Annotated in this window: 18 protein-coding genes and 1 riboswitch; of the genes, 5 read left to right on the plus strand and 13 right to left on the minus strand. The window is 52.8% G+C overall.

Going from position 1 to position 21323, the window contains the following annotated elements:
* Positions 1-88: 88 nt before the first annotated feature.
* Together V6944_RS16955 and V6944_RS16960 are read left to right on the plus strand one after the other, a co-directional pair.
* The gene (locus V6944_RS16955; RefSeq protein WP_333499787.1) at positions 89-412 is read left to right on the plus strand and encodes a helix-turn-helix domain-containing protein; all 324 of its coding nucleotides are present in this window, start codon (positions 89-91) and stop codon (positions 410-412) included.
* 4 nt (positions 413-416) lie between these two features.
* Positions 417-608 (plus strand): MbcA/ParS/Xre antitoxin family protein, encoded by a 192-nt coding sequence (locus V6944_RS16960; RefSeq protein WP_333499788.1) that lies wholly within the window; start codon positions 417-419, stop codon positions 606-608.
* A 119-nt stretch (positions 609-727) separates the two neighbouring features.
* Here V6944_RS16960 and V6944_RS16965 read toward each other — a convergent pair whose 3' ends face one another.
* The 3 genes from V6944_RS16965 to V6944_RS16975 form a co-directional block, all read right to left on the minus strand.
* Complete coding sequence (locus V6944_RS16965; RefSeq protein WP_333499789.1) at positions 728-2230, minus strand: ISNCY family transposase; 1503 nt, start codon at positions 2228-2230, stop codon at positions 728-730.
* Positions 2231-2415: 185 nt separating this feature from the next.
* A complete protein-coding gene (locus V6944_RS16970) occupies positions 2416-3210 on the minus strand; it encodes an alcohol dehydrogenase catalytic domain-containing protein (protein ID WP_333499790.1) in 795 nt (264 codons plus the stop codon).
* 88 nt (positions 3211-3298) lie between these two features.
* Entirely contained in the window at positions 3299-3640 is a 342-nt protein-coding gene (locus V6944_RS16975; RefSeq protein WP_333499791.1) for a carboxymuconolactone decarboxylase family protein, read from the minus strand.
* 323 nt (positions 3641-3963) lie between these two features.
* Between V6944_RS16975 and V6944_RS16980 the strand changes: the two genes are divergently transcribed.
* Together V6944_RS16980 and V6944_RS16985 are read left to right on the plus strand one after the other, a co-directional pair.
* The gene (locus V6944_RS16980) at positions 3964-4905 is read left to right on the plus strand and encodes a GNAT family N-acetyltransferase (protein WP_333499792.1); all 942 of its coding nucleotides are present in this window, start codon (positions 3964-3966) and stop codon (positions 4903-4905) included.
* A gap of 37 nt (positions 4906-4942) precedes the next feature.
* A complete protein-coding gene (locus V6944_RS16985) occupies positions 4943-5377 on the plus strand; it encodes a nuclear transport factor 2 family protein (RefSeq protein ID WP_333499793.1) in 435 nt (144 codons plus the stop codon).
* Between the two features lie 50 nt (positions 5378-5427).
* Here V6944_RS16985 and uca read toward each other — a convergent pair whose 3' ends face one another.
* The 10 genes from uca to V6944_RS17035 all read right to left on the minus strand — a co-directional run bounded on the left by uca (position 5428) and on the right by V6944_RS17035 (position 19103).
* Positions 5428-9030 (minus strand): urea carboxylase, encoded by a 3603-nt coding sequence (gene uca / locus V6944_RS16990; RefSeq protein WP_333499794.1) that lies wholly within the window; start codon positions 9028-9030, stop codon positions 5428-5430.
* A gap of 152 nt (positions 9031-9182) precedes the next feature.
* Entirely contained in the window at positions 9183-9815 is a 633-nt protein-coding gene (locus tag V6944_RS16995; protein WP_333499795.1) for an urea amidolyase associated protein UAAP2, read from the minus strand.
* An 11-nt stretch (positions 9816-9826) separates the two neighbouring features.
* Entirely contained in the window at positions 9827-10543 is a 717-nt protein-coding gene (locus V6944_RS17000) for an urea amidolyase associated protein UAAP1 (protein ID WP_333499796.1), read from the minus strand.
* A 4-nt stretch (positions 10544-10547) separates the two neighbouring features.
* A complete protein-coding gene (locus tag V6944_RS17005; RefSeq protein ID WP_333499797.1) occupies positions 10548-11324 on the minus strand; it encodes an ABC transporter ATP-binding protein in 777 nt (258 codons plus the stop codon).
* Entirely contained in the window at positions 11321-12136 is an 816-nt protein-coding gene (locus tag V6944_RS17010; protein WP_333499798.1) for an ABC transporter permease, read from the minus strand. Before V6944_RS17010 ends, V6944_RS17005 begins: the two co-directional genes overlap by 4 nt.
* 17 nt (positions 12137-12153) lie before the next feature.
* On the minus strand, positions 12154-13212 hold the full coding sequence (locus V6944_RS17015; protein WP_333499799.1) for a putative urea ABC transporter substrate-binding protein: 1059 nt from the start codon (positions 13210-13212) through the stop codon (positions 12154-12156).
* 57 nt (positions 13213-13269) lie between these two features.
* Positions 13270-13368: riboswitch (guanidine-I (ykkC/yxkD leader) on the minus strand.
* 212 nt (positions 13369-13580) lie between these two features.
* On the minus strand, positions 13581-14621 hold the full coding sequence (locus tag V6944_RS17020; RefSeq protein WP_333499800.1) for an ABC transporter ATP-binding protein: 1041 nt from the start codon (positions 14619-14621) through the stop codon (positions 13581-13583).
* 1 nt (position 14622) lies between these two features.
* The gene (locus V6944_RS17025) at positions 14623-16197 is read right to left on the minus strand and encodes an ABC transporter permease (RefSeq protein WP_333499801.1); all 1575 of its coding nucleotides are present in this window, start codon (positions 16195-16197) and stop codon (positions 14623-14625) included.
* Between the two features lie 22 nt (positions 16198-16219).
* Positions 16220-17230 carry an iron ABC transporter substrate-binding protein gene (locus tag V6944_RS17030; RefSeq protein ID WP_333499802.1) on the minus strand — a complete coding sequence of 337 codons (1011 nt, stop codon included), beginning with the start codon at positions 17228-17230 and terminating at the stop codon, positions 16220-16222.
* Positions 17231-17477: 247 nt separating this feature from the next.
* Positions 17478-19103, minus strand: coding sequence for a mechanosensitive ion channel family protein (locus V6944_RS17035; RefSeq protein ID WP_333499803.1), 1626 nt, complete (start codon positions 19101-19103; stop codon positions 17478-17480).
* A 616-nt stretch (positions 19104-19719) separates the two neighbouring features.
* On the opposite strand from V6944_RS17035, the gene V6944_RS17040 reads away from it, so the two are divergent.
* The gene (locus tag V6944_RS17040) at positions 19720-21312 is read left to right on the plus strand and encodes an arylsulfatase (RefSeq protein ID WP_333499804.1); all 1593 of its coding nucleotides are present in this window, start codon (positions 19720-19722) and stop codon (positions 21310-21312) included.
* Positions 21313-21323 lie beyond the last annotated feature (11 nt).

Genomic DNA, 21323 nt, shown 5'->3' on the forward strand with positions numbered 1-21323 from the left:
TCTTTAAGCCATCTTAAATGACTCTGAGGTGTCTGTTAAACCCGTGGCGATTCAAATCTAAGCATCAAAGGCAGCTAAAGATGAACACGTGTCAACCAAGAATCCAATACCAGAACGTCTCAAAGAGGCAAGAAGCAAGGCTGGGTTATCTCAGCGGGCACTGGGGATCCTTGTCGGTTTTGATCATGCCTCAGCCAGTAGCCGTATGAATCACTATGAAAAGGGACGGCATGTTCCGGATATCGATACACTCCGGCGGATCGCAACAGAACTCAACGTTCCCCTGAACTATTTCTTCTGCGATGATAAAGTAACAGCTGAGCTTGCATTGCTCATCTCTAAGATGAGTGATGAGGAGAGAGTGCAACTCATTGAATTAATTAATAAAACAGCATCTAACCAAAAGGGTTAATGACTTGACCAGAGATGATGTTCATCAACTAGCCACACAACTGTTCGAAGGCAATGAAAGTGCAGCTATAAAATGGTGCCATGAACCTAATCGAGCGTTACAGTGGCATACGCCTGAAGAAATCATGGGTAATGAGTCTGGAAACCAAGCGGTAGCTGCGTTAATTACACGAATTGAGCAGGGTGTATATACCTAGACCTTCTTGCCAAGGATCGCTTCAGAGCTGGCCTGTAGAGACTTTAATTAAAATTGTGTAATAAATCGCCACCCCAGAAAAACTGCATAAATAACACAAATAGCGCATAGTGTGTATGCCTAGCGCTTTTTGCCAAATATAGCCTCAGAACTGGCTTGTAATTTAATTATCGCATCGAGCATATCATCTTCATTAAGTGACCGCTGTGATTTCTTTCTATTAGCTGTACGACTTCTGGTGACATCGGGACCATCTACTTTAATTATCGCATCGAGCATATCGTCTTCATTAAGTGACCGCTGTAATTTCTTTCTAGTAGGTGTACGACGTCTGGTGACATCGGGACCATCTACTGATGGAAGTGCTCTTGAACGATGATTATCTCTCTTCTCCTGTACCAGCATCGCCATATGTAATACCTGGCCCAGACGCTTGTTATTAACAATTTCTCCCTGATCGATATATGAGATCCGGTCATAGATGCGGTAGGGAAGGGCAACACCATTCAGCTTAAGCTCAACATGCCCATCAGGGTACAACCAGGTATCTATATATTTTCCTATAGCACGTCGGCTATATTCACTATCTTCAATTAAATACAACATCTTATCATGCTGAATCGTCAACTTACTTGACACTTTGCGAGGTTCTCGCCAAGTAAAAATATCATCCAATATATCATTAACTTCAAGAGGTCGGTGAACATCAAAATCATGACGTGGGGTTTTTGCAAAGCGTCGATTGTAATCTTCCATAAATTCTTCCACATAATCATTTGCTTCCGTTATGGAGGATATATTCCTCAAACGCATTTCCTTAACCAGGCGGTCCTGAAGTGTGAGATGGGCCCGTTCAACTCGCCCTTTGGCTGAACTGGTTTCCGCGCATATAGTCTGGATATTAAGTTCATACATTGCACGACCAAATTGTGTATAACCATCACCATTAGTTGCATGCTTATTGTTTATCCGAAATACACTTGCTTTGTCACTATATAATGCAAGCGGCTTACCATGTTTTTCTAGGTAACTCCGGGTTGCTTCGAAATAGGAAAAGGTTGACTCAGAAAGTGCAAAATGCAAATGCATAAGGCGACTTGTCGCATCATCCACATATACCAGTAGAGTGCATCGGCATCCGCGAGTTTCAAACCAATGATGGTCGCTGCCATCAATCTGAATGAGCTCTCCGATACAGGCACGGCGATATCTAGGTTGCTGAATTTTTGGAGCGCGAAGCTTGCGAGGTACCCACAAACCGGCACGGATCATCATCTGTCGAAGTGTTTCTTTACTGAGACTAATGCCAAGTTCTCTCAGAATTTGTTCGCCCGCAAAAGTGGGGCCGAAATCCGCATAGTCCTTCTGGCTGAGAAACTTCACCACTTGTTCATAGATGTGTGCAGGCGTTTTACGGTTGCCTGGTTTCCCGCGTTGCTGATTGCTCATACCTAATGGACCAGACTGACGGTAGCGGCGAAGCAATCTGCTTAAATGCACGGGAGTAACATTTATCAGCCGTGCTGCCTGACCGGGGCGGAGTTTTCCATCAATCACATCCTGCAGAATTCTGAGACGATTTATATCTGTCATCGTGAATGTACCAAATTCGGCCGTAGGCATAGCGCACCTCTGCATGAAGTCTGAGTGAGAAACATGAGTGAAGCGGGACCTAGGACTTGTTAACTGTAGAATAAACATTGCCATCTAGCCAGAATTAAACATTAGCATTTAGCTACTACAACGTTGGTGCGCATAATGTATATTATGTTAAATTGCATCTGATATCGCTAGCTCGCTGGTCTGAGTCAAATGCTCTTGTCTCTTAGGCCATTCTCACCTGCATCCGCTCTCTGGATGCAGGTAAACTGCGAAAGACAATTCGACAAAATCCCAATCATCATATTGGTCATTATCGCATGGTCAGGACCATACGGAATTTTGACCTTGCGTGTATCCAGATAGATGTGAGCGCCAAGTTCTTTGACGTCCTGAGCAATGTCATCCCCACGCCCTACCGCAACAACCCGGAATCCCATTTTCTTTGCGTATTGCAGCGCAAGATGGCCCAACCCGCCAATGCCCTGAATGGCAACGGTGTCACCAGGGCGCGCGCCGGATTTGATTAAGGCATTAAAGGTTGCAATACCGGCACACAGTAATGGTGCGGCAGCTTCTGAGGTTAACGCTTCAGGAATGACCACAAGTCCGGTAGCGCGGGCTATCATCATCTCTGCATATCCGCCATCGTGGGAACTTCCCACCGCCGGTTGATTCGTACACAGATTGAAGCGGCCCTGACGACATTGATCACACTCGTTACAATGGCCGCCAAGACGACCAACGCCAACTCGCTGACCGACAGCCAAATAAGAAGGGACTTCAGCGCCCAGTGATACAATTTTGCCAACGACTTCATGCCCAGGTACACGAGGATAAGTTGTATTTTGCTCAAACCCTTCGATTGCACCTGCATCTGCGCCACAAATTCCACAGGCCTCAATGCTAAGCAATACTTCCCCCTTCCCAGGTTCAGGAATCACCTTTTCGACTAATTCGAGTGTTCCAGGACGAGTAATTTGCATTGCTTTATATGTTTCCATTTTGCCTCACTACAATACATGGTTAACTAACATGTTCTTTCCCCACAGAAAAACAGCGACACTCAGAGAGCGCCGCAAAACAAACGCATTACTTAGGTAATGCGTCAAATGCATCGAGTGCATGAGCGGTGTAAGTCAGAGCTGCACCGGTGTTAAGTGAAATAGCGACCGCTAAGGCTTCAGCAATTTCTTCGCGAGTAGCACCATGGCCTGCTGCTTTTTTAACATGAACTGACAAACAACCATCACAACGGGTTGTAATAGCCACTGCTAAAGCGATCAGCTCATGAGTTTTCGCATCCAGATGCCCCATTGCGGATGCACCGGCATCCATGCTCATTAAGCCCTTCATAAATTCAGGTTGCAGTTTGGCATATTTACTAACAACGCCCAGTAATTCATCGCGATGACCGTTCCAATCTAAAAGCATATAAACTCCAGTTACTGTCATGAAATAGCGGATTGTCCGCCTTAGTTAAAAAACATTTAATAAACGCAGCAGATGCGAATATTAATGATTAAGAAATTCTGTTCATGTCACCATTATGTCGCTACATTTTTCAGTCATCAAATGAGATATTATTGAGTGATCACAAAGAAAATCTATCTCACGATGTAAACTATTTATTAGGGTGGCATAGCACACTGCTGGCACAGGAATCTCTTAATGATCATTCTTGCTGATAAGAAAATTTGCTGACATGATGGTTAAGAGCTGGTTCAGCTACGTAAAATAACCGTAAGGCCGCAAATATGACCCCTACTTTACAAGGCTCTCTTGTAACGCTCCGTCCTCTGCTTAAAACTGATGCCCCGCTATTGATTGATGCGGCTGAAGATGGTGAACTTTGGTTCCTGCCATTTACGGTAGTCCCGTCGGCTGATACCGTTGATTCATACATTCAGAAAGCCCTGAAAGGTCAAGCCGATGGCACTGTCATACCGTTTGCTGTAACGCTCTCATCCAACCAACGTGTCATTGGGTCCACGCGTTTATGGAAGATTGATCGTGAAAACCGAAAGCTTGAAATTGGGCACACCTGGTATTCACAAAGCTGGCAAAAAACAGCCGCAAATACCGAGAGTAAATTGTTACTGCTGCAATACGCCTTTGAGCAACTTAAGTGTGTTCGTGTTCAGTTTACGACTGATGGGGTGGCGACACGCTATCTGCTGGATAACAGCGATGCTCATCTCACCCTGTACTTGCGCAACGCCAAACGATTAAACAATCCCGACCCGTCTCGAGTGACGATTGTTGATGGCGATGTGCTCAACGTGGAACAACTGACAGGCGCCATGCATGGCCAGGATGTGGTCTATGCCAATTTATCTGGAAATATGAAACAACAGGCGCAATACATTGTTAAGGCGATGACATCAACCGGTATGACCAGGCTGATTTTTATTACCTCAATGGGTATTTACGACGAAGTTCCAGGTGAAAATCACGGTAGCGTATTAACGCCGTACCGGGAATCCGCCGCTGTTATTGAAGCATCCGATCTGGACTATACGCTGATCCGGCCCGCCTGGTTTACAAACGGAAGTGAAGTGGAATATGAATTAACGCATAAAGGGGAGAATTTCTCAGGTAGCAACGTTTCTCGATTAAGTATTGCCGATTTAATTAATCGACTGGTGACGACTCCCGGACTCTATTCACGGGAAAGCTTGGGCATTGCCCGTATATAGCATGAATTAAGTACAAAACCCATTAAGGTATTGATAAATGACAAATCATGAAATCGCCCAGCGTATTGCGCTCCGGGAACTGGTTGATACTTTTTCTAACCTTGCTGATGAGAAAAATGTTGCTGCACAAATGCCTCTGTTTACCGCTGATGCCCATATTAACGTGGTTATGGATGGTAAAGAAGTTTTTGATTTAAAAGGACATCAGCAAATTTTTGAGGCCTTTAGTGGTTACCTGGCACAATTCTCAGTGGTTTATCATCAGAATGGCCAGCAAACCGTCACGATGAATGAAAACTCAGCGAGTGGCATTGCTTATTGTCAGGTGACGTTGATCAAAGAGGACAATGGCCAAAGAATCAAACAAACCAGCGGCGTTCGTTATCACGACCGCTATGTTTTCCAGAATGGAAAATGGCTTATCGCTGAACGTCTTTCTCATTTTATGTGGACCGATATACATCCAATGTAATTTATCGCGAAACCCTGGCGGCATCCCCAGCCGCCAGAGCATAAATGACATCAGACCGTTTTCTCCAGCACCACCACACACTGGCCCGCTCGCACCGAAGAACCCGGCTGAACGCGTACCTGGCTGACCACGCCGTCCTGCGAGGCTACCAACGGGATCTCCATTTTCATCGACTCCAGGATCACCAGCACGTCCCCTTCGTGCACGGTTTTACCGACCTCGACGTTGACCTGCCACAGATTGCCCGATATCGGGCTGTCGATACCCGCCTGTCCTGGCCGCAACGGCGCATCATCACCCTCATCCACCACTACGTCGCTGCTGTCGAAATGTGCCTGACCGTTGGCAATCCAACGCTCGCGCTCTGCGTCAAATGCCCCCTGCTGATGGGCGCGGAATGCGTCAATGCCAGGGGCTTCGTCCGCGAGGAACTGCTGGTAGTCCGCCAGATTCAGCGTGGTATGTTCGATACGCAGCGGATAACGGCCCAGCGGAAAGTCACGGCGAATGGTCAACAGTTCATCGGCAGAGACCGGGTAGAAACGAATCTGGTCAAAAAAGCGCAGTAGCCACGGCTTACCACCAAAATCATCAACCGCGTGATAGCGATTCCACATCTGCAACGTACGCCCGACGAACTGATAGCCGCCCGGCCCTTCCATGCCATAAACGCAGAGATACGCCCCGCCAATTCCCACTGAGTTTTCCGCAGTCCAGGTTCGGGCCGGGTTGTACTTGGTGGTGACCAAACGATGACGCGGGTCGAGCGGCGTCGCGACCGGCGCCCCAAGATAGACATCCCCTAACCCCATCACCAGATAGCTCGCGTCGAACACCGTCTTATAGACTTCATCGATATTTGCCAGATCGTTGATACGACGAATAAACTCCAGATTGCTCGGACACCATGGCGCATCGCGGCGCACGGTGGTCATGTATTTGTCGATGGCTTTCTGACACGCCGGATCGTCCCAGGAGAGCGGCAGCCAGACGATACGTGATGGCACCGCCAGCGACGCCTGCTCGCAAACGCCCTGCCATACCCCGGAGACTATCTCCAGAAGGGTTGCCAGACTTAGCGTTTCCGGCTGATAGTGAATTTGCAGTGAGCGGATCCCCGGCGTGAGATCGACGATCCCGCACAGTGATTTTTCTTCCAGCGCCTGCATCAACGCATGCCCGCGAAAACGCAGCACCAAATCCAGCTCCGGCTCGCCAATCTCCAGCAACAGGTGAGTATCACCGGAGAGTCGCGCCACCAGGCGCTGGTCTGCGCGCCCTTGTTGCAGCACCACCGGTGACTCAAGGGCAACGGGTTCCCAGACAATCTCCTGCGGTTCGAGGCTGGCGAACTCAACTTTCTGAGCCTGCGCAAGACGGCGTGCGGTGGCGATATCAACCGGCACAAAACGGATTTTATCACCGGCTTTCACCTGCCCGACTGCCGGTAAATCGGCCTCAATAATGGTCACCGGACAGACAAATCCGCCCAGACTTGGGCCATCCGGCCCCAGGATCACCGGCATATCCCCGGTAAAGTCGACCGCACCAATGGCATACGGGTTGTCGTGAATGTTTGACGGATGCAGACCCGCCTCGCCGCCGCTCTCACGAACCCACTCCGGCTTAGGCCCGATCAGGCGCACGCCGGTCCGGCTGGAGTTAAAATGCACTTCCCATTCGGTGGCGAAAAAGGTCGCCATGTAGCCCGGCGTGAAGTACTCCGGCGCGCCATGTGGGCCGTAGATCACCCGCAGTTCACGTACGGTACCCAGCGTGGTGCGTAGTGCATATGGCAGTTCGTTCTCCTGAACGGGTTCGGTTAACGGCGCAATATGCAGCACGTCACCGGTGCGCAGCGCCCGTCCGGCGTGGCCACCGAACTGCCCCAGGGTGAAGGTGCTTTTGCTGCCCAGATAGTCCGGCACGTTGAATCCGCCGCGCAGGCAGAGGTAGCTGCGTACACCCTGATGGCTTATTTCACCCATGTGTAAGGTCATGCCCGCCCGTACGGTGAAAACACGATTATTCACCAGTGGCTTGTTGTCCAACGTTAATGCAATCTCTGCGCCGGTGACCACCAGTTGTGCATCGCAGTTAAATTTGAGCGTCGGGCCGCTGAGGGTGATTTCCAGCGCGGCGGCACGCTCATCATTGCCCAATAGACGGTTACCTAGCCGCAGCGCTCGGCTGTCCATCGGGCCAGAGGGCGGAACGCCTACCGCCCAGTATCCTGTACGCCCGGGATAATCCTGCACCGTGGTCTGCGTACCCGCGTTAAGCACCTCCAGCGTGGAGGCCTGATAGCTGAGCCCTTCCAGACATCGGGTCCAGGGTTCACCGCGAACAAACGGTGTGAAGGTTAAAATCTGCTGCAGATAGCTGCGGTTGGTTTCCACGCCGTAAAGACGGGTCTCTCCTAACGCGGTATGCAACGCCTGAACAGCGGCTTCGCGCGTCGGTTGCCAGGCGATGATTTTTGCCAGCATCGGGTCAAAAAACGGCGGAATATCGCAGCCGGACTCCACCCAACTGTCGATACGCAGCGTACGGCGATCGTTTGCTGGAAACACCACTTCGGTAAGCAGCCCCGGAGACGGCTGGAACTGGCGGCCGGGGTCTTCAGCATAAACACGGGCCTGAATAGCATGACCATTCGGCTTGAGAGGTTCACGCAATGCCGCCAGCGGGGGTAACGTCCCCGCCGCCAGTTCAATCATCCAGCGCACCAGATCGACGCCCCATACCTGTTCGGTTACGCCGTGCTCAACCTGCAGACGGGTGTTGACTTCCAGGAAGTAAAATCGCTCGGCGTGGCTGTCGTAGACAAATTCGACGGTGCCCGCGCTGCGGTAGTTGACCGCTTTACCCAGCTTAATCGCCGCCTCACACAGTGCATCTTCCATACCGGCAGGCAGGTTTGGCGCGGGGGTCTCTTCCAGCACTTTCTGGTTACGACGCTGTACCGAGCAGTCGCGCACACCGAGGGCAATGACATCGCCTCTGCCGTCGCCAAACAGCTGTACTTCAAGGTGTCGCGCCCGTTCGATATACTTCTCGATAAACACGCCCGCGTCGCTAAAGTTGTTTTTCCCCAGCCGCACCACGGCGTCGAACGCGTCGTTCAGCTCTTCAGCGCTATAGCACACGCGCATGCCGATACCACCGCCGCCCGCCGTGCTTTTCAGCATCACCGGATAGCCAACTTGCTCAGCGGCGTGTCGCGCTTCGTTCACATCGGCCAGCAGTTCCGTCCCTTCCAGCATCGGTACACCGTGCAATTTCGCCAGCGCACGCGCGGTATGTTTCAGCCCGAACAGGCGCAGCTGTTCCGGTGTGGGGCCAACAAAGGCGATCCCCGCTTCTTCACAAGCTTCCGCAAACGCCGCGTTTTCAGACAAAAATCCATAACCCGGATGAATGGCCTGGGCACCACTGGCCTGCGCCGCGGCAATCAGTTTGTCTATCACCAGGTAGGTATTGGCCGCCGGGCCCTCGCCCAGACTCAGGGCTTCATCCGCTTCACGGAGATGCAGGCTGCTGATATCAGCCTCAGAATAGACCGCCACGCCGCGAAGATGCATGGCGCGCAGGGTACGCAGAATGCGGCAGGCAATCGCCCCGCGGTTCGCAATCAGGAGTGTCGTCAACATAGGTCAGACTCAATCGTGGCGGGTCGTCCCGCCGGAATTCGGCTCACCCATGGTCGTCCACGGGGGCAAAAGCGTTTACGGCAGAAGGCGACCGGCGCGGACTTCAAACAGGCGATAAATCACCTGCCGCAGACGCTGCCAGCGGGTAGGCGTTAGTTCCATATCAGCACCTCGGCAGGCGTTGGGTTCCAGCCGTTGCAGGGGTTGTTCAACTGCGGGCAGTTGGAAATAAGTACAATGACGTTGCACTCGGCGCGCAACTCCACGTATTTACCCGGCGCGGAGATCCCATCCTCAAAGGTCAGTCCGCCCTGGGGCGTCACCGGTACGTTCATAAAGAAGTTGATATTCGCGCCAATATCGCGCTTTTGCAGACGGCCGTCGTGCAGACAGGCGCAGAGGAAGTTATCCCGGCAGCTATGCATGTGCCGTTTGTCGAGAGCATAACGTACGGTATTGCTTTCCTGAGCGCAGGCGCCGCCGAGCGTATCGTGACGACCGCAGGTGTCGGCGACGATGGTCAGCAGCGGATTACCGAGATTCGAGTACAGCACGCTGCCGCTGGTGAGATAAGCATTATTCTGGCGACGCAGCGTACGCTGGGCATCGTAGCGTTCGCGCGGTTTATCCGCGTTATAGAACAGCGTGTCGACCGCTTGATTGCCTTCCAGATCGAGCAGGCGCAGCGTTTGTCCTTTCTTCACTTCAAACAGGTAAGGTTCACCCGCCGGGATCACATGGCGGAAGCTGGCATGCTGGGCTTGTCTCTCGCTGGCTATTGTCATCTTATGGCTCCTTAGAGGGCAAAAAGTTGGGTGTTAGTGAGGGCGCGTTCGTTTTCCGGCCGCGTCAGCAACGCGTTAATAGCCGCGTCTTCATCTTCAGCCTGCCTCCAGCTCAACTGCACCGGGCGCGGCGCATAGTCGCGGGACGGGTCCATTGGGTGCGGCAACGCAGTCATCACCATCAGCGTGTCCATTGGCGCGAACAGTTCGATATAGCTTCCCGGTTGCGAATGCCCGCTGTGGAAGCTGAACTGCCCGTTGTCATCGACCGTGACCTTGCTGAAGAGGTTGATCACCATCAGCAGGTCTTCAAGGTTGAGGTCCCACTTGCCCATCTCGACCAGCAGGTTATCGGTACCGTTACGGTAGAAACCATTTCGCAGCGCCTGATAACGCCCCTGCCCGTATTTTTCCGCCACTTCCTGCGCGTTCAATACGCCGCCAAACGGATCGTGCCAGCCGCTGGTATCGGCAATGATCCCAGCCAGCACGCGGCCCATGTCGGAGTAAAAACAGTGCCCGGCGGTGAGGCGCGCCGTGTGCTGACCTTTCAGCGTATCGGGCAGGTTCAGACGCTCGCTTTTGTGGTGCGGGTTAAGCATCAGCAGGCTGACGTTTGCCCCGCCTTCCCTGTCCGTCATGCGTAGGATCTGTCCGCGTTTGAGCACGAACGACAAGTGTCCGCCGCCTGGCAGAACCTCTTCGCGCAATGGTGTGTTAGTTTTCATAGGGTTAACCTTTTAATGCATAAACGTTGTCGGGAGCCGTACCCCTCAGCGCGGAGAGGCGCGTCTCGTTGAGCGGTATGTCATAAGTAATGCGCGCGCCAAAGGCATTCGGCGCCTGCGGGTCGATGCGCACTTTGTCGAACACCAGTAAACGGGTGCCGAGGTTGAAGCCTTCTGAAAGATCGTGTGTGACCATAAATACGGTCATCCGGGTTTCACTCCACAGTTGCAGCAGCAGCGCATGCATGTCTTTGCGGATGCCGGGGTCAAGTGCGCCAAAGGGTTCATCAAGCAGCAGCACGCGGGGCTGCATAATGAACGCCTGGGCGATGGCTAAACGCTGTTGCATGCCGCCGGAAAGCTGCGCCGGGTACTTATCCAGCGCGTGACTGAGGCCCACTTTTTCCAGCATCTCCGCTGCCCGTTCTCGCGCCGCGCGTTTTTTGGCACCGAACAGTCGCCCGAACAGCGGTGATTGCGGTAGCTCGAGCCCAATGGTGACGTTATCCAGCACGCTGAGGTGTGGGAAAACGGAATAGCGCTGAAACACGACGCCGCGACTGCTATCCGGCTCGGCGCTAAGCGGCTTGCCATCCAGGGTAATCGTTCCACGGCTTGGCGCTTCCTGGCCGAGCAGCAGGCGCAGAAAAGTCGATTTTCCACAGCCGGATGCCCCAACCATCGAGCAGAACTCGCCCGCGTTGACCTGCAGGTTCAGACGCTCCAGCACGACGTGGTCGCCATACTCCTGCCAGATATTGTTGATAGTGATAAAGCTCATGCCTTCCCTCCTTCCGCCCAGGGAAAACAGGTTTTATGTAACTGACGTAGCCCCAAATCCATCAGCCATGCCAGCAGCGTGATCCACAGGACGTAAGGGATAATCACGTCCATGGCCATATAGCGGCGCACGAGGAAAATGCGGTAGCCCAGCCCGGCAGTGGACGAAATCGCCTCGGCCGAAATCAGGAATAACCATGCCGATCCCAGCAGTAGACGCAGCGAGGTCAGCAGTCGGGATAACAACTGGGGCAACACCACGCGCAGGACCAGCGTCCAGCTGTTGGCGCCCAGCGTTTGGGCTTTAATCAGGATCTCCGGCGGGATTTCGCAGGCGCGATGCTCCAGATCGCGCGCCAGCATCGGGGTGATGCCGATAACAATCAGCATCACTTTCGACAGTTCATCCAACCCGAAAACGATAAACAACACCGGTAATATCGCCAGCGGCGGGATCATCGACAGCACCGTCATCAGCGGTGACAGCGACGCACGCCACAGCGGGAATACACCGGACGTTACGCCAATACACAGGCCTAGCAGCGAGGCAATCGCCAGCCCAACCAGCAGACGCGCCAGGCTGACCAGGGTATCGACCCAAAACAGATACTCACCGCTGCGTTTGTCTGGGGTAAACGCCATCCGCGATAACGCGTCCAGCATCTGCTGCAGACCCGGCAGTAGCTTGTCCTGCGGGTTCGCTTCCAGCCTGACTGCGGAGCCAAAAAAGTAGGCCGCAAGCAGCAGGAAGAAAGGCAGCATGACCAGTATCAGCCGCAGACCAGAAGTGGGATGACGATTAATTTGTCGCATGGAAATTCCGTCCGTTATCACAGCGTGCCGGCAGCGGCCATTTTCACGAAGCTGTCGTCAAAGCGCAGTTTGACGTTACGGGCATCGCCCTGGGTTACGTTGCCCGGGAAGCTCATGCCGATAAAATCAGCGCTCTGCGCACCATCACCCAGTAGCCCTTTATCGAAGGAGAACGCGGCCACGCGTTGCATGGTTTTCGCCAGTTCAGAAGCGCTGATAAAGGCAATATTGTCCTGCGGGGTATAGAATAGATGAGTGGTTTTGAGCTGTGCCTGGTACCCGGCCAGATCGGTACCGGAGGCGGCGGCCATCGCACTCAGCGCGTCAGCATTCTGGGCTTTCATCAGCCCCATCATCTCGTACCATGCACCGGTCAACGCTTTGCCGAGCGCGGGGTTGTCTTTCAAGGTTTCGCTGTTAACCACCATCATGTCGATAAGCTCGCCCGGCACCTGCGAAGAGCTAAACACTTCGGTGGTTTTTGGGGTGCCTTTGATGACGGAAAGCTGAGGGTTCCAGGCCACTGCGGCCTGTACGCTGGAGGTGCCGAACGCCGAGACAATATCTGCATCCGACGTGTTCACCACGGTGACGTCTTTCTCCGCCAGCCCGGCTTTTTCCAGGCCACGGACCAGCAAATAGTGAGAAACGGAGAGTTCTGGCAGGTAGACCTTCATCCCTTTCAGGTCATTGAGGGTTTTGCCCTCGCCTTTCATCACTACGCCGTCATTGCCTTCCGAGTAGCTACCGAGGATCAGCGCGGTGGAATCCACCCCACCCGCAGCGGGAATGGTGAGCGCATCCATGTTGGTCATGGTGCAGCCGTCGAACTGACCTGCGGTGTACTGGTTGATGGATTCGATGTAGTCGTTGAGCTGGACAACGTTGATTTTGATGCCGTACTTGTTGGCCCATTTATCGATGATTTTGCTACTGCTGATGGTGCCCCACGGCATCCACCCGGCGTAAATGGTCCAGCAGACGTTGAACTCTTTTTTCACTGCAGCAAAGGTGGGGAGACTGACCAGCATTGCCAGCGACAGTACAAGAGAGCGGAGTAATGGCGTTTTTTTCATGCTTGACCTCTGAGTGGCACAAAATTAGGGGGCAGCGCGACACCAACTGGTGCTGCTGTCTCCCGGGCTTTTGTCCCGCCGTGTAACCTCTCAGAGGTCGCCAGCTCTTGGACCAGTCGTTCACCGAAGTGAACCGGAACCCTAGCCAGCTATTGGTCAAATTGTGTGTGCTGCCCTTTCATATTTATCTAAGCAAAGGGTATGCCAGGTTTTAATTATCTTGTTTTTCAAGTGATTAGTGATTTCCAGCAGTGCCGATTCACTATTTTGGGGAGGGTTTGTGGGGCGGGTGCACTGCGGTGGTGCCGGGAGGATGTTATACAGAGCAACAATGGTCCCCCGGCACGCGAACAAACGGATAGCACCCGTCAATAATCGCCTAACACGCAGGCATTCCCCTCTACCTTCAGCACTACGGCCATATTCACCTGCCATCTTTGCTGGCTGACCGTTTTCACGTGCAACACGTCAGGCCACGTCGGACAGGCGAGCGTTAGCGTTGAAAAGTAGCCGGTGAAATCCACATCGACGATGGTCACGGCGTGAGCCGGATCGTTGTCGGGCATATACGGCGCGATGGCGACCTGTTCAGGACGTAGCATAATGCGTTTTTCACCGCGCGTGAGTGGGTTATCCACCGGGATTGCGCCTAGCACGGAGTGTGCCACCCCGCCACTGACCTGTGCCGGGAAAATCAGCGCATCACCAAGAAACAGCGCCGTGGCTTCATCCACCGGTTGCGAATAGACCGTCATCGGCGACCCAACCTGGGCGAAACGTCCCTTGCGAATCACCGCAATCTGGCTGGCAAACGAGAGCGCCTCCTGCTGGTCGTGGGTGACCAGAATCGACGCCACCCCGGCCTCATCCAGCAGGTCCGCCGTGGCTTTGCGCGTTGCCGCACGTAGCCCGGTATCCAGCGCAGAGAATGGCTCATCCAGCAACATCAATACCGGTTCCTGCGCCAGGGCGCGCGCCAATGCGACACGCTGCTGTTGCCCACCGGAGATCTCATGCGGCCAGTGACTGGTCAGTTCATGGCTGAGGGAGACCAGATCCATCAACTCTGCTACCCGACGTTGATTTTCCTTTTTTGAGCCCTTCAGGCCGTAAGCAATGTTATCGGCCACTTTCATATGCGGGAACAGGCCGCCTTCCTGAGGGACAAAGCCGATGCCGCGCTGATGCGCAGGCACAAAGGTGTTGGCATCAAACAACGTTTTGCCATTCAGGACAATCTGCCCGCTGTCCGGCGATTCAAAACCGGCCAAAATGCGCAGTAAGGTCGTTTTGCCTGAACCGGAAGGACCGACAATCACCGTGCGCGAGGACGGCATCACCGTCAGACTCAGGTCTTCCAGTACCGGCATCTGGCCAAATTTTTTGGAAATATTCGTTAATTCAATCATCTTACAGACCCGCTAGTTTTTGCGACTGTACGTAAAGGAGTCCGGTCAGCGGCAGCGAAATCAGCACCATCAATAGCGCATAAGGCGCTGCGGCAACATAATCGATTTCGCTGGTCAGCGCCCAGAATCCGGTGGAGAGCGTTCTCGTTCCCAACGGTGAAAGCAGCAGCGTCGCTGTGAGTTCGTTGGTGATGCCGAGGAACACTAACGCGCCACCGGCTGCAACGCCCGGCGCGGCCAGACGCATGGTGATCCCCCAGATGGCGCTGGCCTGGGTTTTCCCTAAACTACGGGCAACGTTTTCCAACTCCAGCGGTGCCTGCGCAATACCGGCGCGCAGATTCACCAGCCCACGCGGCATAAACATCAGCAGATAGGCCAGAAACAGCGTGAACTCGGTTTGATAGAGCGGACGCAGATAATGGATGGTCACGGTGACCAACGATAGCGCAACCACAATCCCCGGCAGCGAACTGGTGAAGTAGTTGCACGCTTCAAGCGCGCGGAACAGCGGGCGCGGGTAGCGCACCGTCAGCCAGGTCACCGGTATCCCCGCCAGCATAATCAGCAACGCACCGCCGGAGGCCAGCACGAGGGTCTGGCGCAACGACAGCCAGAGGTCGGCTTGAGCCCAGTTTTCGATGCCGCCCAGCCACAACCAGCGACAGAGCACCGCCAGTGGTACCACCAGTGCCAGCATCAACACCGCCAGTGAGAAAAGCTGACCTACGACGCTCAGCGATAAATTCAGTTGCAGGCGATGCTGCTCGCGCGGTGCACCTGACCCCACACGGGCGTAGCGCGCCTTGCCACGCGTTGCCCCCTCAAGCGTCAGGAACACCAGGCAGCAAAGTGCCAGCACGCCCGCCAGCATATTGGCCGCCGGGCCGCTAAAGGTCGACTGGAACTGATCGTAAATGGCGGTGGTAAAGGTATCAAAGCGAATCATCGCATATAACCCATACTCCGCCAGCAGATGCAGAGTCACCAACAAGGCACCGCCCCAGATAGCCAGTTTCAGTTGAGGCAGAACAATACGGAAAAAGACCGCCCAGGGTGGCGTGCCTAACGATGCGGCAACGTCTTCCAGCGTCGGATCCAGGCGTCGCAGCACTGCAGAGACAGGGAGATAAATAAAGGGATAGTAGGCCAGCACCGAGAGAAAAACGCCGGCGCCCAGACCGTGAAGGGATGGCACCGCACTAACCCAGGCATAGCTCTGCACGAAGGCTGGGATGGCCAGCGGTACGACGGCCAGAATCGACCAGATGCGGCGCCCGGCCAGGGAGGTTCGCTCGGTAAGCCAGGCGAGCATCCCTCCCACCAGTACACAGAGCGGAACTGAAATAATCACCAACAGCAGCGTGTTGCTGAGCAGTTCAGCAACACGCGGGCGGAAGATGAGTGCCTTGACCGTTTCCCACCCGGTATCAAAACCAATCACAACCACAAAGGCCGGGGGGATCAGCGATAACAGCGCGAACAGTATCGCCAGCAAAATCATCGTCAACGCCGGGCGGCGTTGCACCCCACTGCGCCGGAGATCCGGCGCGTGGGTAATATTAACCACTGACATCAGGCACTCACCACTACATCAATTAAAGAAGACCGGCTTGCGTCATCAAATCAATGACTTTTTTGTTGTTGAGCGTGGAAGCTTCAACTTTTGGCGCATCCAGATCCTTCAGCGGAACCAGTTTCGGGTTGGACGCCGTATTCACGCCCACGGCGTATTCAAACGCATCGTTGGTGCGCAGGCTGTCCTGACCCGCTTTGCCGGTGATGTACTTAACAAAGGCCTGAGCCTGCTGCTGATGCTTGCTGGAAGCCAGTACGCCGCCACCGGAAATGCTGACGAAAGCGCCTGGATCCTGGTGTTTGAAGTAGTGCAGCTGGGTGTTTTTGCTGTTTTCACCGGTTTTCGCCTGGTCAACAAAACGGTAGTAATGATAAATCACCCCGCCATCAATTTGGCCAGCGTTCACCGCTTTCAGCACCGTGCTGTTGCCTTTATAGGCCACAAAGTTGGTTTTCATCCCTTTCAGCCATTCCAGCGTTGCTTGCTCGCCTTTCAGCGCCAGCACTGCACTCACGATAGCCTGGAAATCGGCACCGGATGGAGACGCGGCCCAGCGCCCTTTCCACTCAGGTTTCGCCAGATCCATTAACGATTTTGGCAGCTGGGATTCGTTCAGCTTAGCGGGGTTGTAGACGAACACAGTGCTACGCGCCGCGATACCAATCCAGCGTCCGTGTTCTGGACGGTAAGCCGGAGCAACCTGGTCCAGCGTGACTTTGTCCAGCGGCGCAAACAGCTTCGCGTTATCGACCAGCACCATTGCTGGGGAGTTTTCGGTCAGGAAAACGTCAGCAGGAGATGAACTGCCCTCCTGAACCAGCGCGTTGCCCAATTCGCTGTCGCCGCCGTTACGCAGCGTCACTTTGATACCGGTCTCTTTGGTGAAACCGTCAACCCAGGATTTCACCAGATTTTCATGCTGCGCGTTATAAACCACAAGACCATTGTCCGCCGCGCTGGCGAACGGTGTTAACAATACAGATGAGGTCAGCACCGCAATGGAGCAGAGGGATGAGAAACCAAACTTCATACGTTAATCCTTTATAGAAATGAGTACATAACACCTGAATGCATAGCGAGTGGATTAAAGCACATCAATATGAAGATGGTAATGATAATGATTTCAATTATCACATAACGGTATGAAATAGGGAGAATGATAAGAATGCTGCAATAAAAATCCTGAATTGCAACCTTGAGGGTCGATAAGGTTAAGAAATCCTTAAGAAAATATTTAATTACGTAATACCGTTCCCTTGTCGAAAGGCTGAACTCAATTATGCCTTTTCATTTTTATTGCCATCAGGAGGAACCGCTGGAGCCGAGTACCAGTTCTCTTTTGCAACAGTGACGGAACCCTCAGGCTGCATGACAAAATTCGGCGACATGATTTGCACGTTGAACTCGTTAAACACATCCTGAATATGGCTATAAAGTTCGTTGCGTGCTGCCGCTAATGATTGGCCGGGTATCAGGCGTACCTGTAATTCATAGGCGATATACCAGTCCATCAAACTAAGCTGGCGTACCAGCGGAGGTTGATCCTGGTCGATTCCCAGTGCTCGCCTGGCGGCAAGCTCTAGCAGAGCATGAACCTGCCGCCAGGGCGTGTCATAACCGATAGTCACGCTAACCGTCAGATTGATGCCTCCGCCGTTATTCTGGGCGCTCAGGTTGGTAATTTTGCCACTCACCACTACTGCATTCGGCACCGTGACCACATAATTTTCGCGGGTAATTATCTTGGTGGCCAGCATGCCAATTTCACTCACCAGCCCTTCGTTATCGGCCACGCGAATCACATCCCCTTTCCGTAACGCGCGGGAATAAATCAGCACAAGGCCACTCATCGCGTGGTTCATCACCCCAGCAGAACCCAAGGTCAGCATCAGACCAAAAAAGACGCTGATGCCTTTAAACGCTAATGAATTGGCTCCTGGCAGGAAGGGATATGCCGCGGAGAGCGCAAAAAGCCAAACCACCACAGAGATGAGTTTACGGGTTGCACCAACCGTTTCCGGATGAATACCCGGTAGCTGTAAACGCCCTTCCGCCACCTGGTTAAGGACGACTTTAAGCAATTTCAAAATGAACGCGGTGAGAAGGAAAATAATCAGTACTATCATCAGCCCTGGCAAGGCAGAAACTATTGAGAACGCAATCTCCTGGAGGGCACGCACGGACCAATCCCCCAGGGAGGCACCCCAGACGCGAGTCCAGGGAAACAGGCTGAATGCCCAGCTCAACCAAACATAGAACGCCATGATTCCCATCAAAATGGTCAATAGCGCATAAAGTCGCGTTTCGATAGCGCCAATAAAGCGTCGCCAGCTCTGGGGGATCCAGCTTCTGTTCTCCCGAATCCGGCGGCGATACAGGCGTTTTAACCAGCGCCATGACCGATAAGATCCATACCAAAATGCGACCAGGGCAAGCAAACCAGCCGTAGATTTCACCGCAGAAAGCGCCAGCCATCGACTATTATACTGGTCACGTAATGCCGTTCTCTGTGCCTCCATGCGTGCCAGAACTCGATTCGCAGCCTCATCAAGCGTGAGATCGTCCCCCTCATCAAGATCGCCCTGGGTCAATAGCATCACTGGTTTGCCGTTCATCACAATGAGTTTGCCGGGTTGGTTATAACGCGTGACTGGCACAAGTTTAAGCGGCTCCTGAACATCCTCCTGAGTGAAATTCCGCAGCGTATTTCTAATGCGCAAAACCCGTTCTTCCGGAGTCGTAAGGCCAAATTTAGCCTGTAGCATGACGATCGGCTGATGGAAAATATATACCGTACGAGCTCGCTCTTGTGGCGTAGGCTCTTGACGAGGTTCGGCGGCATACGAGATGAAACTGGTTATCGTGAATAGGCCCGCCAGAAAAACGATCAGAAATCGATTCATCTCTATCCTCAACTCACGAAATTATTGTTATTTTTAACTAGTCCACTGACTATTTATCTTCAATATCTGAGCATAGACCAGCCTTTTACTTCTGCGATGGCCTGGCAGGATATATTCTTCACCAATGGTACAGAAATGCCCTCATCAACAAGTGGATGTAACTTACCTACCCCTGGAATGATAGTAGAATCTTATACACATTTTCATTCAGGCCGTGTTTATACCTCGTCATATGTATTACGTATAAAATAAGACAATCTCATTAATTAATCGTTTCAGCATCAATACACAAAAAATCCTTATCAATCTGCGTTAAGGAAGACTCGGCTTTCCCTTTCTTTTCCCCATGATTTTCAAGTACCTCCTTCTGGTTAGATAATAACACCTGGCTAACTCATTATTTATTATTAAACTTTTTCTCTTTAGATATCGTTATCAAATTGAATTAGTCTTTATTCCCGAAGATTTCCCTAAAATTGTACGCATTAGAATGCCGGACTTTTGGTTACCCATCGTAAACATTCAAACTGAAGCTATTAATTTTATTCAGAAAATAAATGGAATATTTTTTCCTGACTATACTCAATTTGCCATCCTAAAAACTGGAGTTTCCCCCATGCAAAAAAATGTCCCTTTTAGAAGGACGATGATTGCCAGCGTGCTAACGTTAGCCGCTGGCGCGGTGTCCACTGTTCATGCAGCACCCGCGACATCAAACGCAGCGGAAAATGCGCCAAAACAAGATTCATCAAAACCAAACATCGTTGTTATTTTTGGTGATGACATCGGCTACTGGAACCTGAGTACTTATAATCAGGGCACCATGGGCTATAAAACCCCAAATATCGACAGCATTGCTGCTGAAGGTGCCAAGTTTACTTCCTATTATGCTGAGCAAAGCTCAACCGCTGGTCGTTCTTCATTCATTACCGGGCAGATGCCGTTCCGTACCGGGATGAGTAAAGTCGGGATGCCGGGGGCGCCGCAGGGTCTGCAAAAAGAAGATCCGACCATTGCGAACATCCTTAAACAGCTGGGTTACGCGACCGGTCAGTTTGGTAAAAACCACCTCGGCGATCGTGATGAATTCCTGCCAACCGCGCACGGTTTCGATGAGTTCATGGGGAATCTCTACCACCTGAACGCGGAAGAAGAGCCGGAGAACCCGGACTATCCAAAAGATCCCGCTTTCCGCAAAGAGTTTGGCCCGCGCGGCGTGATTAAGAGCACTGCCGACGGCAAAATTGAAGACACCGGTCCATTAACCGTCGAGCGTATGAAAACCGTGGACGAAGAAACACTGGCGGCCAACAACGACTTCATGGAGCGTCAGGTTAAAGCCGGTAAGCCGTTCTTTACCTGGTTCAACACCACCCGTATGCACAATAAAACCCACCTGAAGGATGGGAGCATTGGCGCAACGGGCCTGGGGACCTACGCTGACGGCATGGTGGAACACGACAAGATGATTGGCGAAGTGCTGCAGAAGATTAAAGATCTCGGCATCGAAGACAATACCATCCTCGTTTATACCACCGATAACGGCCCAATGACGGCGACCTGGCCAGACGCCGGCGAAACGCCGTTCCGCGGAGAGAAGAATACCGGCTGGGAAGGCGGTTTCCGTGTACCAGCGATGATTCGTTGGCCGGGCCACGTCAAGCCAGGCACCATCGTTGACGGCATTTTCGGCAGTAACGATTGGTTCCCTACCCTTGTTGCCGCTGCGGGCGACAGCAACATCAAATCAGAACTACTGAAAGGCTATAAAACACCATCCATTACCTACAAGGTTCACCTGGACGGCTACAACCAGCTCGACTACCTCCAGGGCAAAGGCCCGAATCAGCGTAAAGAGTTCTTCTACTGGAGCGATGACGGCGACCTGCTGGCAATGCGCTACGACCGTTGGAAAGTTCACTTTATGATTCAGGAGCATACCGGTCTGGATCTGTGGAAATATCCATTCACCAAGCTGCGTACGCCGCTGATCTTCGACCTCGAAGCCGATCCGCTGGAAAAAGGCAGCGATGGTATGGGCTACAACTCCTGGTTCTACGACCGTCTGTTCCTGATGGGCGGCGCGCAGAAATACGCGAAAGAGATGCTGGAAACCTTCAAAGAGTTCCCACCGCGTCAGAAACCGGGTTCATTCACCATTTCCGATGCTTCGGCAATGCTGGAACAAGGCTCTAATATCAATAAATAACCCAAGCCTCC

Source organism: Kluyvera sp. CHPC 1.2972 (assembly GCF_036759925.1).
Classification (GTDB): Bacteria; Pseudomonadota; Gammaproteobacteria; order Enterobacterales; family Enterobacteriaceae; genus Kluyvera.